General features: G+C 39.3%; 9 protein-coding genes. All 9 read left to right on the top strand.

Annotated features, from left to right (window positions below; translation table 11 throughout):
• Positions 1-14: 14 nt before the first annotated feature.
• Genes ABD792_RS13705 through ABD792_RS13665 form a run of 9 tightly spaced genes read left to right on the top strand, consistent with a single transcriptional unit; the run spans position 15 to position 15,328 of the window.
• Entirely contained in the window at positions 15-3,182 is a 3,168-nt protein-coding gene (locus ABD792_RS13705) for a SusC/RagA family TonB-linked outer membrane protein (RefSeq protein ID WP_345006818.1), read from the top strand.
• Positions 3,183-3,194: 12 nt separating this feature from the next.
• Positions 3,195-4,877, top strand: coding sequence for a RagB/SusD family nutrient uptake outer membrane protein (locus ABD792_RS13700; RefSeq protein ID WP_345006817.1), 1,683 nt, complete (start codon positions 3,195-3,197; stop codon positions 4,875-4,877).
• A gap of 8 nt (positions 4,878-4,885) precedes the next feature.
• Positions 4,886-7,258 (top strand): glycoside hydrolase family 3 N-terminal domain-containing protein, encoded by a 2,373-nt coding sequence (locus ABD792_RS13695; RefSeq protein WP_345006816.1) that lies wholly within the window; start codon positions 4,886-4,888, stop codon positions 7,256-7,258.
• A gap of 4 nt (positions 7,259-7,262) precedes the next feature.
• Complete coding sequence (locus tag ABD792_RS13690) at positions 7,263-8,918, top strand: sulfatase family protein (protein WP_345006814.1); 1,656 nt, start codon at positions 7,263-7,265, stop codon at positions 8,916-8,918.
• The gene (locus ABD792_RS13685; protein WP_345006813.1) at positions 8,905-10,476 is read left to right on the top strand and encodes a sulfatase; all 1,572 of its coding nucleotides are present in this window, start codon (positions 8,905-8,907) and stop codon (positions 10,474-10,476) included. Before ABD792_RS13690 ends, ABD792_RS13685 begins: the two co-directional genes overlap by 14 nt.
• Before the next feature lie 43 nt (positions 10,477-10,519).
• Positions 10,520-11,950, top strand: a complete 1,431-nt coding sequence (locus tag ABD792_RS13680) for a sulfatase (protein ID WP_345006812.1) — start codon at positions 10,520-10,522, stop codon at positions 11,948-11,950.
• A 1-nt stretch (position 11,951) separates the two neighbouring features.
• Positions 11,952-13,052, top strand: a complete 1,101-nt coding sequence (locus ABD792_RS13675) for an endo-1,4-beta-xylanase (RefSeq protein WP_345006811.1) — start codon at positions 11,952-11,954, stop codon at positions 13,050-13,052.
• Positions 13,049-14,473: a sulfatase gene (locus ABD792_RS13670; RefSeq protein WP_345006810.1), complete on the top strand. Its 1,425-nt coding sequence runs from the start codon at positions 13,049-13,051 to the stop codon at positions 14,471-14,473. Before ABD792_RS13675 ends, ABD792_RS13670 begins: the two co-directional genes overlap by 4 nt.
• Before the next feature lie 18 nt (positions 14,474-14,491).
• The gene (locus ABD792_RS13665; RefSeq protein ID WP_345006809.1) at positions 14,492-15,328 is read left to right on the top strand and encodes an alpha/beta hydrolase; all 837 of its coding nucleotides are present in this window, start codon (positions 14,492-14,494) and stop codon (positions 15,326-15,328) included.
• Positions 15,329-15,335: the final 7 nt, after the last annotated feature.

Genomic DNA, 15,335 nt, shown 5'->3' with positions numbered 1-15,335 from the left:
ATTTAAGCATTGACATGAAACAGATTAAATTTTTACTAATTCTATTTTTAACACCTGTTGTTCTATTAGCGCAACAAACAGTAAAGGGGACGGTCACCGACGATCAAAATCTGCCATTACCCGGAGCTTCAATTATTATTAAAGGAACGACTAAGGGGGCCGTTACAGATTTTGATGGGACTTTTACAATTGACGTGGATGCTACACCCGCAGTTTTAAAAGTTAGTTTTTTGGGGTTTGTGACCCAAGAGATCACCATAACAAATCAAACCACGGTCAATATCGTTTTAGAATCCGATCAGGAGACCCTGGATGAGGTAGTGGTTATCGGATACGGATCTGTTAATAAAAAGGACCTAACAGGCGCTGTAACCTCTATCAAACCGACTGCAGAAGTAGCAGAGCAATCCAATGGAATAGAAAACCTTATAAGAGGACGTGCAGCTGGGGTGCAGGTCAGTGCCAATGGCTCGGAACCAGGAGCATCGGTCTCTATAAAAATTCGTGGAACAAGTAGTTTAACAGGCAACTCAGAACCTTTATATGTGGTTGACGGTATTATAATGGATACGGCAACTGAAGATACCGACAATCCAATTAGTGGGTATGCGTCACAACAGGGAGGGATTTCCGGGGTTAACCCTCAGGATATTGAAAGTGTTGAGGTGTTGAAAGATGCTTCAGCAACCGCGATCTATGGATCCAGAGCAGCCAATGGCGTTATAATCATAACAACTAAAAAGGGTAAAACAGGTAAAGCTAAATTTAATTTTACCAGTTCCGTAAGTACAGGAAGTGTTGTTAGAGATATTGACGTGTTGGATACCGAAAGTTATGCCAACTATCAAAATGATGTAAGGGAGACCTTGGGTCAAGAGCCCCGTTATACGATCAATCCTAATGGGACGATTTTTACGACTGGTGATACACCGACGCAAATAGAGGGTATACATTGGGGAGAGGATACTTATAGAAACCCGATCACAAAAAGAAATAGATTATCCATCTCCGGTGGTGGGGACAAAGGAAATTATTATATCTCCGGAGGGATGCTTAGTAACCAGGGATCCTTTCCTAATGCTTTGGCCAAATCCATTGATTTTAATTTAAATGTAAATCAGGATCTTACAGACCGCATAACTTTAACAACTAAAATAGCAACAACTTATACAGAACTGAATTCATCCAAAGGAACAGATGAAAACGGAAGTACCAATACCAGCATGGTACGTCAGGTCTTGTTGGCTGCACCTATTTTAAACTTTTCGGATAATAATTTGGATAATGGTGATGTGGAAGATCTTTTGGATGGACCAAGGGCATGGGCAAGCGATTATGACGATGATGCTACAGAAATACGATTACTGGGGTCATTGAATCTGGATTACAAAATATCTAAATCACTTACCTACCGCTTCCGTTTTGGAGGAGATTACAGAAAGAAGGAACGTAGTTTTTGGTACGGGACAGCACTATTTAAAGGAGCAGCACCAAACGGAATTGCTGGTATTGGAACCTTAAACAGGTTCCGTTATAACATTGATAATACTTTAATGTATAGAAAGACCTTTAACAAGAATCATAAAGTGAATGCTACCGTTGGTTATCTTATAGATAAGACCAGCATACAAAAGACACGCTATTCTGCTTCCGATTTCGCGGACAAATCATTGCGAGCAGATGGTATATCATTTGCAGGAGTAAATACACCTTTGATCCTTGATAGTGAATATCCAACGATCTTGTCTTACATAGGCCGTCTAAATTATACATTGTTCAACCGATATTTGTTTACAGGAACCTTTAGAGCAGATGGTAGTAGTAAGTTTGCCGAAGGTAACCGGTGGGGATATTTTCCGGCCTTTTCTTTTGCCTGGCAGGCAATAAATGAACCGTTCCTACGGAATCAAAAAACCATTTCAAATCTAAAACTTAGATTAGGATACGGTGAGGTAGGTAATCAAAATATACCTTCTTACAGCTTTTTAACACCATTTGGAAGAACAGAAGAGGCCTTGGCTGATGCCGATGGTAACGGATCATTAATCGCTGTTGTACCACAAAACCTGGCCAATCCCGATTTGGTATGGGAGTCGGCCGTGCAATACAATGCCGGTCTGGATTTCGGATTCTTTAATGAACGATTAACAGGTACGGTTGATACTTATTTAAAAACCAGCTCAGATCTGTTGCTACGCGTTCCGGTTGGACCTACATCTGGTTTTAGCTTCATAACGGCCAATCAGGGAGATATCGAGAATAGAGGGGTAGAAGTTTCTTTAAGCGGCGACATCATTAGGAATGCTAATACCAAATGGAATATTTTTGGAAATATCTCTTTAAACAAGAGTAAGGTTGTAACTATTGGCACACCGCCACAAAGCTATGGTGCCCTGGGGGATGTAGTGGCCTTTGTGGGGAACAATGTTTCCGGGGGGACACACTTTAAGCAACCGGCCAATATTTTTATTGAAGGTGAAGAAATCGGACTTTTTTACGGGCTCGAAACCAGGGGCATTATTAGATCTGATGCAGATTTGACTAATACGCCAAATGGAGAACCTTTAAAATATGGAGGGACGGACCTTAGAGTGGGTGATGTGTATTTTGTGGATCAGAATGGTGATGGCGATATCACCGATGCCGATAAGACCATTATTGGAAATCCGAATCCCGATTTTACTTATGCTTTTGGCTCTTCATTTGAATACAAGAACCTTTCTTTAAGCTTTCTCTTTAATGGGGTATACGGAAATAATATTGCCAATGCGAACTTATTTGAGTTAGGTTACGCCAATCATTTAACGAAAAATGTACAAGCCATTGCTTATACCGATGTATTCGATCCGGTTACCAATCCTAATGGTAATTATCCCTACGTGGGCGTAGGCGGTTTAGGGGTTAATTATACGACAGACTTTAATGATAGAATGGTAGAAGATGGTAGCTTTTTAAGATTAAGCTATGTAACCTTAGGCTATAATATTCCTGTTAAAGATATCAGCTTTATAGATAGTATGAAGTTGACGGTTTCAGGGCAAAATTTATGGTTACTAACAGATTACTCCGGTTTTGACCCCGAGGTAAACAGTTTTGCTTACGACCCGTTGCGTGTTGGAATTGATTCAGGATCCTTTCCTAACCAAAGAACATTCACTGTCGGTTTAAATGTTACATTTTAAAAATTAAGAACTATGAAAAACTATAATAAAATAATAGGATTATTTGTACTGTTTGTAACGGCATCTTTTATGAGTTGTGAAGATCAGTTGGTCGATGTTCCCGAAAATAAATTTTCCGAAGTGCAGGTATTCTCTACGGAAGAAGGTGTTGAAACAGCTATTAACGGAATGTATGCGCAATTACAGGGCTATGATTATTATGGCGCCCGAATGCGGTTACTATTATGGCCGCACTCCGGAAAATACCAGTCAAAGCAAGGAGCTAATGACGATGCTAATAAACTGGATGTAACCAATACAAACATCAATCTGGATAAGCTTTGGGCCGGTATGTGGCAAACCATTAACCAGATCAATTTGGTAATTATTAATGTTGAAGGTAGCGGGTTAAAGAATGAGGCAACAAGTCTCGGACAGGCATATTTCATGAGAGCCGTGGTGTATTTCGATCTGGTTAGAATGTTTGAGGAAGTTCCTATCCGATTAGCGCCAACTACCAAAGATGATATTCACATAGCCAAAAGCAGTAAAGAGGAACTGTATAATCTTATTATAGAGGACTTAAAAAAGGCGACTGCGCTTTTACCCGATCGGGGCGAGTATATGTCAGGCAGACCATTGAAATATGCTGCGAATGCCTATTTGGCTAAAGTGTATATAACGCTGGCTGGAGAGAATGACGCTTCTGTACAGCCCATAGGATTTAATACCGTAACGGAATCTGAAATTTCAGTGGCTAATATTCCTGATTTCTGGCAAGAAGCAAAAACTGAATTGGATTATGTAATTGCTAATGGAGGGTACGAACTTACCAATACCTATGCAGACTTGTTTAAGGAAGGGGTGAGTAGCAGAAATACCTCAGAATCTATTTTTGAATTACAATATGGAAATACGGGAGCAACGAGAACAAACGATATCATTAGGGATGTGGTGCTTGCCAGTCATCCAATAGTTGCTGAAGGAACCACCACATTTGGTCGTATCCGTCCAAACAAGGAGATGTTCAGCGATCATGTCATTCAGTATTCTGGAATTGATTTTTCTGGAGATGACTTTATTCCAGCAGGGAAAGCATCTAACATAATAACCTTGGATGACGCCATTGCAGACCCAAGGATAAATGAGACTTACATTTATAATAATTACACCAGAACGAATAATAACCGTAATGTAAACATATTTCCCCGTGTTAATAAGGGTAATAACGCTTATGCACATCTTAATAAGTATAAGGACCTAACATACAATGGAACTACTACCATTAAGAACCACATCATGATGCGTTATGCAGATGTGTTACTATTAAGAGCAGAGGTTGAAAATGAGATTAATGGGCCATCTACAGCATATGCTTTCGTTAACCAGGTATTGTCTAGAGCTAGGAATACAAGTACAGGTACTACACAAGAGCCAGCCGATTGGGATGCTACCTCAGTATCCGATCAGGAGACTTTTAGAGAGCGTATCATGAAAGAACGCGAATATGAGTTGAATGGTGAAGGACATGAATGGTTTGATATGAGAAGACGTGGTTTAGTGCGTTTTCAAGAGCAAGTCGATCATCATAATGCAGCAGTAAATTTTTATACTTCGGAAGGCAATAGAGATTTTATTTTCGAGAATATTGAGTCTGAGATGCTCTTACCTATACCGTTGTCTGAACTATCTGGGAATAATTTAATAAACGAATAGTCGGCTTTATGAAGTATATGAATCGTGTACTTGTTTCAGGATTATTGTTGTTTACATTTTCCTGCAAGGAAGGTATTAAAGAGGTGTCTGATAATGAACATCCTATTTATTTGGATGCTTCAGTTTCTGTAGAAAAAAGAATAGAAGACCTGATGTCACGTATGACCTTAGAAGATAAGGTGTATCAGATGTGTCAGTATGTAGGATTGGAGCACATGAAGCATGCAGAAAACAATATTACTGCGGCCGATTTGGAGAAGAATGATGCCTTAGGATTTTATCCGGGAATGCTTAGTAAAGATGTTGCAGAACTTACGAAAGAAGGGAAAATTGGCTCCTTTTTACATGTGGTAACGTCCGAAGAAGCAAATGCATTGCAAAAGCTGGCTAAAGAAGCTCCTTTAAAAATACCCTTGTTAATAGGTATTGATGCTATTCATGGTAATGGTTTGGTAAGTGGATTAACTATTTACCCGTCACCTATAAGTCAGGCAGCTACGTTTGACGATAAACTGATAAAGGAAGGGAGTAGGCAAACCGCTTTGGAGATGCGAGCTAATGGTATGCATTGGTCGTTTACTCCAAATATAGATGTGCTAAGAGATCCGCGTTGGGGAAGAACAGGGGAGACTTTTGGAGAAGACCCTTATTTGGTGGGTAACATGGGAGTTGCCACGATTAAAGGGATGCAATCCGATGATTTTACAGGTGATGATACAGTGATTACCTGTGCCAAGCATCTTATTGCAGGAAGCTCTTCAATAAACGGGTTGAATGCATCACCAACCGACGTATCTAAACGTACCTTATTTGAGATTTTCTTACCACCTTATCGTAGAGCGGTACAAGAAGCTAATGTGTTTTCCATCATGGCAGCGCACAATGAAGTGGCCGGTACGCCGGGCCACATGGATAAGTTTATGATGAATGATCTGATGCGTGACCGTTGGGGATTCCAAGGATTTTACGTAAGTGACTGGAACGATATATCCAGAATCGCTATTTGGCATCATGTGGCAAAAGATTTCAAGCAGGCCATCGAGTTTTCAGTAAATGCAGGCATGGATATGAATATGCATGGGCCAGTTTTCGACAAGCTTTTAATTGAACTGGTTAACGAAGGCAAAGTAGATAAATCTCGCGTGGAATATGCATGTCGTAAGATTTTAGAAGCTAAATTCAAGTTGGGCCTGTTTGAAAACCCCTTTGTGGATGTGGAAAAAGCGAAAGCGATTAATTTTTCGGAAACCCATCAAAAAACAGCACTGGAACAGGCAAGACGCTCCATTGTACTACAAACGAACAAAGACCATTTCCTGCCTTTATCAGCGAATGGAAAAGGTAAGACCATTTTTATAACAGGACCTAACGCCAATAACCAAACTACTTTGGGAGACTGGGTTTCGCCACAACCCGAAGATAATATTATAACTATGCTTGAAGGCATTACGGCTTTGGGTGAAGAAAAGGGTTATAAAATAGATTATTTCGATTCAGGGGATAGATCCAAGGAAATTACCGAGGCTAATATCGAAAAAGCGGCCCAAATGGCAAATCAGGCAGATCTGTGTATTTTGGTGTTAGGAGAAAATTCGTTTCGACATGACTGGAGACGAAAAACAACCGGAGAAAATATAGACAGGGCTACATTGAAGCTGTCCGGTAATCAAATGAAGCTGGCCGATAAGATCCTAGAACAAGGAAAACCGGTTATTGTGGTGTATGTAAGTGGGAGTCCCATTGCCGAACCCTGGTTGGAACAACGTGTTTCTGCCGTAGTCAATACATGGGAGAGCGGTGCTTTTGCAGGGCAGGCTACAGCAGAGGTTATTTTTGGTGAGGTGAACCCATCAGGTAAATTGCCGTTAACCATTCCTCGCAGTGTGGGCCAGTTACAGATGGTTTATAATCATAAACCAACAGCCTATATTCATAAGTACAATACCGAAAAGAAAGTGCCTTTACATCCCTTTGGTTTTGGTTTGAGTTATACCACGTTTGACCTTTCAGAACCGGGGCTTTCTAAGAAAACCTTTTCAGGAATTGATGATAAGATCACAGTAACTGTAAATGTGACTAACACTGGTAAGGTTGCGGGAGAAGAAGTGGTGCAACTGTATATAAGGGACAATATTAGTTCGTTTACCAGACCAGTAAAGGAGTTGAAGGGATATAAACGTGTGGCACTGGAACCAGGAGAATCCAAAACCGTAACTATAGATATAATTGCTGAAAGCCTGGCGATGTATGACCGTGATTACAATTTTGTTGTAGAACCCGGAGACTTTACCATTATGACAGGAAACTCTTCAAGAGATAAAGACCTTAAAACCGCTATCGTTTCTGTTAAAGAGACTATTGTTATTGATAAAAACAAATAAGAGAATGAAGAAGACAATAAATATTGTTTTAGCCTGTGTGTTGCTCGTATTTGGGTGCAAGGAATCAAATAAAATTGCTGAGAAAAAAAGTACTGAAGGGCTTAGTGCAGAACGTCCTAATGTTATCTATATCATGGCAGACGATCTAACCACGCAAGCCATTAGTGCCTACGGAGGGATATATAAGGATATTGCGCCTACACCCAATATCGATAAACTTGCTCAAGATGGAATGCTGTTTCAGGATGTGTTATGTACTAACGCTATCTGTGGTCCGAGCAGAGCGGCTATTTTAACAGGGAATTACAGTAATAAAAATGGGTATTATAAAAATGAAAGTGGTGGGAAGTTTGATGATAGTCAATGGACTTTTCCTCAGGAATTTCAAAAGCAAGGATACCAGACAAGCTTGTTTGGTAAGTGGCACTTGGGAACCGAACCCAAAGGTTTTAACGTCTTTAAATATCATAATTCGGCGGGTCAGCAAGGACATTATTGGGATCCTGTTTATAATGAGAATGGCGTGGATGTCAAAGAAAAAGGTTATGCTACTAATTTAAGTACTGACTTTGCACTTAATTGGCTTGACAAGGAAAGAAAAAAAGAAGCGCCTTTCATGATGGTCTTACAGTATAAAGCACCCCATCGTCCCTGGGAGCCCGATAAAAAATATGAAGACCTTTGGGAAGATGTGGAGATGCCTTATCCATCGACTTTTAACGACGACTATGCCGGCAGGGAGTTAACCGCCGGTGATACCGAAATGACCATGGATTACTTTTCCCGTCGTGATATGAAGTTTAAAGAGCCTGAAAACTTAACCGGAAGAGAAAAAATTGTCTGGGCGTTCTACGGCGCAAAACCCGGAGAAGTGGTGCAACCGCAAGGGATGAGTGATGAAGAAGGTAAAAAATGGCGATACCAAACCTATATTAAAGATTATCTGGCATGTGTGAAGTCGGTTGATGATAACATAGGACGTGTTTTAAAGTATCTTGAAGCTAATAATTTGGAAGATAATACCATGGTTGTACTCACCTCCGATCAAGGATTTTATCTGGGAGATCATGGCTTTTTTGATAAGCGGTTTATTTATGAGGAATCGTTGCGTATGCCTTTTATAATGAAATACCCCGGGGTTATTAAGCCCGGAAGCGTAAATAGCGATATCATCACAAATATTGATTTTGCGCCCACATTACTTGACCTTGCCAATCTAAAAACAGAGCAACATATGCAGGGCCGAAGCTTTAAGCCTGTATTGGAAGGGAATACACCGGACGACTGGCAACAGGGCATGTACTATCATTATTATGAATTTCCGTATTGGCACCATGTGCAACCACATTATGGTATCCGAACGAAGAAGTATACTTTGGCACATTTTTATTATAATATTGATGTTTGGGAACTATACGATCTGGAAAAAGATCCGCATCAAATGCATAATATAATTAATGATCCGCAGTATGCCAACGTGATAGGTTCACTAAAAGAAGAACTGAAAGCCTTAATGATAAAGTATGAAAATAATAAGTCTTTAGCCGATTTTAGAACCATTACGGATGCCGATTTTGGGTCTATAGTAGATAAAAAAGATGATGAAACCTCAGTGCAGGATGTATTAACAAACAGAAACGGTAATAATGAGAATAACTAAATACCTGGCAATTATAATGTGCTTGACGCTTTATACCTGTAAGGCGCAACAAGCAAATGCCACATCAGACGCTAAGTCAGCTAAGGATAAAAAGAACATTCTTTTTATTGCCGTCGATGATCTAAAACCACTCCTGTCTAATTATGGGCATTCGGAAATGATCACGCCCAATTTCGATCGACTAGCTAAAATGGGTGTTAGTTTTACAAATGCACATGTACAATATGCGGTATGCGGGCCATCGCGGGCCAGTGTTATGACAGGAACCAATCCCGATCGCACAAGAGTTTGGGATTTACATACCGATTTTAGAGAATCGGCTCCCGATTTGATCTCCATGCCCGAGTACCTGATATCACAGGGGTATGAAACAACAGCAGTTGGTAAGATCTATCACAAAGGTTCCTCTTCGCCAGGTCATGATGGTAAAAGCTGGAGTCAGCCTCATCAGTTACCTAAAAATTACGATCCTAAATATGGGGACGCCGCATTCGAGTATTATCAGGATCCGGAAACCAAAAAACAAATGGCTGCATTAAAGGCTGAGGGGGAAGCCAAAGGTTTAAAAGCCGGTAAGCTTCGTACCTACGTATTTAAACGCTTAAAGCCTAGTACCGAGCATGCTCATGTTAGCGATGAAGCCTATCAGGACGGACTTTATACACAAACGGCACTCAAGCAGTTGGATGATTTAGAGTCTACCGGAAAACCATGGTTCTTGGGTGTGGGGTATCAAAAACCACACTTACCGTTCGTGGCCCCCAAGAAATACTGGGACTTATACGACAGGGATAAAATAGAGCTGGCCAAATTTCAGGAGTTGGCAGAGGGGACTCCTAAGTTAGCTTACCATTCGTTTGGTGAACTAAGAGCCTTTAGCGATATCGATAACAATTTGAATGTTGGGGATAAATTACCCGAAGCAAAACAGCGGGAGCTTATTCACGGGTATATGGCTTGTACCTCCTATATAGATGCCCAAATAGGGAAACTTCTGGATGCTTTAGAAACCAAAGGTATTTTGGATGATACGATCATTGTACTTTGGGGCGATCATGGTTGGCATTTGGGCGATCACACCGAATGGTGTAAACATTCCAACTTTGAACAGGCCACACGTATTCCGTTCATGTTCGCAGGTTCGGGAGTAGCAAAGAATATAAAAGACCAACACCCGGTAAACTTAGTGGATTTATTTCCTACTGTCTTTGAATTGGCTAATGTGCCTCAAAGTAACCAAACCGAGGGTAAATCACTAGTGCCGTTAATGGACGGTGATCCGGCTACTACAGTAAGCGTGGATTATGCCTACCATCAATACGCTAGAGGAAAACGCATGGGATATAGTATTAGAACTGACCGGTATCGCTATACCGAATGGCATGATAACGATTACAGAAGTTTTAAGGCTTATAGCGATGAAAATATTATTGGCAGGGAACTTTACGACTATGAGGTCGATCCTTTAGAGACGAAAAATCATGTAAAGGAGCAAGCCTATAAAACCATTGTTAGAGAGTTGAAGTCAAAACTTAAATGGCATTTAACCAAGCAATAAGCTCTAAAAGTATTAAGATATAGATATTAAATTAAGATTCTAGATGAAATACCCTTTATTACTCCTTGCTTTTAGCATCTCGTTTTTTGTTTTTTCACAAAACAAACCCAATATCCTCATTATCCATACAGACGATTTGGGATATCATGATCTAAGCTGCACGGGATCCGTACTGTATAATACGCCTAATATAGATAAGTTGGCAGGAGCCTCGGTAGCCTTTACCAACGCCTACAGTAGTTATCCCCGTTGTACCCCATCTCGATATGGTATGATGACAGGTACTTATCCTGTAAACGAAAATAAAGGGCATTTGGGAGGGCTTCCGGAGGAAAAGAACTTTATAAAGCAATTTGTTAGTGCAGGCTATAATACCTCTTATGTAGGGAAATGGCATTTAGGAAAAGGGGATAGTAACCCGGACAAGTTTGGTTTTTCATACATATATGCTGCGGGTGAAGCCGGGGGGCTGGGGTCACGATTCTATCCGTTTAATACCCAAAAAAATGGAAAACCAGCAAAATACCATGTGCCTAACATTGAAGAAGAGGGACATACCGGTGATTATGCCTCCGATATGTTAACCGATGCTACGATAGATTTTATAAAGAAAAACCCTAAAAACCAACCTTTTTTAGCCGTTCTGGCATATTATGCCGTACATACTCCGATTGAAGCGAAAGCAGAAGACGAAGCCCGAAATAAGGCCCAATTAAAAACTATTAATTTTGGTGATACACCAGAATACATTAAAGAAGGAGAGGGGCGTAGAAAAATGCGGCAAGATGATCCTGCCTATGCCGGTATGGTTGAAAATGTAGATGAGAATGTTGGACGTTTATTAAAAACCTTAAAGGATCTGGGGATTGATGATAACACCATTATTGTATTTTCTTCAGATCATGGTGGGCTTTCTAATGATGGCAACAAAGGGTTCCGTCATTTAGCAACTACAAACTTGCCTTTAAAAGCCGGGAAAGGACATTTGTACGAAGGAGGAATAAGAGTGCCCTTATTCATTAAATGGTCAGGGAAATTAAAACCTCGACAGGAAAAGGAATCTATCGTTTTAGGAATGGATGTGTTTCCAACACTATTAGATTTAGCTATCCATAGAGAAATTAATGGTGTAGACGGAAAAAGTTATGCATCGGTTTTGGAAGGTAAAGACACATGGTCGGACAGGACAGTATTTTGGATATCCCGTAAAGCCAGGCCATATAGTACAGGAGATAGTAAAGCAGCAGCTGTACGCTCTGGAGACTATAAGTTGATACAGTTTTTAGACGATAAAGCAATTGAACTTTACAATCTTAAAGAGGATGTATCCGAAGTCCATAATCTGGTCGATGAGGAACCAGAAAAAGCAGCACAGATGCTTACTTTACTTAAAGACTGGAAAAAAAACTATTTGGTTCCAGAACGATTAAATGTTTTAAATAAAACAAATAAAAAATCAAAACAAAAGGATTAAAATGAGGGGATTTGGGAAATATATTTTTTATGTGCTTTTTGTTTTGGTTGTAAATAGTACGAATCAATTTTATGCACAATCTTCTAGAGGAGTAACAAAGCGAAACAAATTGCTTGTTGGAGCTACCTTAAATTATGAAGAACTAAACACTATAAAAGAAGAACTATTTCTTAAGGATTTTAAATACTTAACCCCAGCCAATGCAGCCAAGCAAAGTGCTATACATCCAGAGCCTGGTAAATGGAATTGGAAAAAAATTAACGAATTTATTGATTTTGCCAATAAGAACAATTTGATAGTTCGTATGCATTCACCCGTGAGTCCACAAGCATCAAAATGGGCAAAGGCCGATGACAGAACCGCAGAAGAACTTACAAAAAATATGGAAGAGTATATATTGGCTGTTTCCAAAAGATTTAATGCAGAAAAGTGTATTAAATACATGGATGTTGTTAACGAAACTATTTTGGCTAATGGTGATTGGTTTGGGCCCAAAGATGGAGTGGACCAATGGGAAAACCCTTGGTTAAAAATGGGATTTGATGAAAATGATTATCCGCTTTATATCTCGAAGGCTTTTGCACTAGCTACCAAATATGCTCCAAATGTTAAATTGGTTTACAATCAAAATGCGGGGATGGAAGATGCATTATGGGATAAAGTTAAAGAAACCGTATTGTATTTACGCTCCAAAGGGTATCGTGTAGATGGCATAGGTTGGCAAGGGCATATTCAGTTAGGAGCTAAAAAACAGGACTTTATTGATAAAATGGATGTAACCATCCAAAAAATGGCTAATTTGATTGATTGGGCACATGCAAACGATTTGGGGTTTCATGTTACAGAGTTGGATTATCTTGTAAAGGACAAATTCAAAAAAGAATTAGAGACCGAACGGGAAAATCAAAAAAAATTATATGATAAAATAGTTGATTTGCTTATTGAGAAAAGTGAACAAGGAGAAGTTACCCTTAACCTTTGGGATTTGGGAGTAAGACATAAGAAAGGAACAGGTGATTTCCAGTCTATCTATAATAAAAAGTTTCAAACTACTGCAGCGTATTTTAGTATCCAAAAAGCATTAAAGGCCAGTAATCCATGAAAATTTTAAAACAAATAATGCACTATTATGTGTTTGGTTTTATATTACCAGTAATTTTTTTTTCCTGTAAAACAAATAAACCTGTAAACAAACAAAGCAATATCCAAAAGCCAAATATCTTAATCATTCATGTAGATGATTTAGGATATCACGATTTAAGTCTTAATGGTTCAAAAATCTACCAAACGCCTCATATCGATGCATTAGCAAACCAATCCGTTAGGTTTACAAATGCCTATGCCAACTATCCACGTTGCGTACCATCCCGTTTTGCTATGATGACAGGTAATTATCCCGTTCAAAATGGAGACGTTCCCGATGATGGATTTGAAATGACCAATATACCCGATAATAAAAACTTCATTAAACACATTAATGCGGCTGGCTATCAAACGGCTTTCTTTGGTAAGTGGCATTTAGGAGAAGATCCAAAAGACTTAGGGTTTAACACCAGTATTGCGGCAGGACATGCGGGCTCTCCAATTAGTTTTATTTACCCATTTAACACACCAAAACACAAAGGGATTAACAAAAAAGCACCTATCAAGGATTTAGAAGAGATTAGTAAAGAAGGTGATTATCTCACAGATGTACTAACAGATCAAGTTATTAGATATATACAGGAAAGGGATGAAAGCAAACCTTTTATGGCAATGTTAGCATTTTATGCCGTACATCAGCCATTAGAAGCCAAAGAAGACGATATTAAACGCAACAGACAAGAAATCAACACCTTCGATTATGGCGATCATCCTGAATACATTTTGGAAGGAACCGGTCGAACCAAAATGCGTCAGGATAATGCCACTTATGCTGCTATGGTGGAAAATATGGATGCTAATGTAGGGCGGTTACTTCAGCTCCTAAAAACATTGGGTTTAGAAGATAATACCATGGTGGTACTGTCATCCGATCATGGCGGTTTATCAAACGATGGTACTAACAAGCGTCAATTAGCAACATCTAATTATCCGCTTCGGGCTGGTAAGGGGTGGTTGTACGACGGCGGCATTAAAGTGCCCTTGTTTGTAAAATGGAGGGATCACTTTCGGCCGGGAATAGACAATAAATCAATTGTCATGCTAATGGATGTATTCCCTACTTTACTCGATGTGATTTCAGGGAAATCTTTACAAACAGATGGTAAAAGTTTTCTTCCTGTACTCAAGAATAAAGCGCAATGGAATAACAGAACTGTATTTTGGCACTCCTCAAAAGCACGCCCGATCAATACAGGAGACACAAAGTCTTCTGCGATAAGAGTAGGGGATTACAAATTAATTAATTGGTATGAAGAAGGGAAAACAGAGTTATATAACATAACTGAAGATCCTTCTGAACAGTATAATTTAATTAACAAAAAACCAAAATTAGTCCAAGCTTTGCTAAAAAAGCTAGATAATTGGAAAGCTAATTTTTAATAAACATAAATAATGAGAGTGTTCTTGATAATTTGGATAAACTTTTTGGGATGCATTTCATATGCACAAACTTCCATACCAGAGATACAACCAGAAGCCATAGTATACAAATCGGTTGATACGATAAAATTGCATTTACATATTTATAGACCTCAAAATTTCAATAAAAACAAAATATATAATTGCATTGTGTTTTTTCATGGTGGCGGATGGAATGGAGGTAATTATAAAGCCTTTCAACGGCAGTCGAGGTACCTGGCTTCTAGGGGTATGATCGCCATTTCTGTGGAATATAGGCTTAGAAATGTTCATGGAACAACGCCTTTTGATGCTGTTGAAGATGCCAAGTCGGCTATTCGATATGTTAGAAAACATGCCAAGGACTTATCCATAAACCCAGATATGATAGCTTCAGGTGGCGGATCGGCTGGAGGGCACTTGGCAGCCGCATGTGGAAATATAGACGGTTTGGAAAGTAGAAATGAGGATTTAAGTATAAGTTCGAAGCCTAATGCCTTAGTTTTATTTAATCCCGTATACGATAATAGCAAAAATGGGTACGGCTATGCAAGAATGAATGGCCGTTATCAAAAGATTTCACCATTACATAATATTACCAAAGGTGCTCCTCCAACCATCGTGTTTTTTGGAACCAACGACAAAACCACTCCAGTGGCATCATCTAAACTCTATGAAAAGAAGATGAAAGCTATAGGAAGCAGATGCGATCTATTTTTGTACGAAGGAGCAGAACATTCATTCTTTAACAAGGGAGAGTACTTTATTGATACATTGAGGAAAACAGATGCTTTTTTGATGTCATTGGGATACTTAAAAGGAGAACCAACAATTTAATTGTATA

Source organism: Snuella lapsa, assembly GCF_039539345.1.
GTDB classification, from domain to species: domain Bacteria; phylum Bacteroidota; class Bacteroidia; order Flavobacteriales; family Flavobacteriaceae; genus Snuella; species Snuella lapsa.
This window is presented reverse-complemented; position numbering and strand designations above follow the sequence as displayed.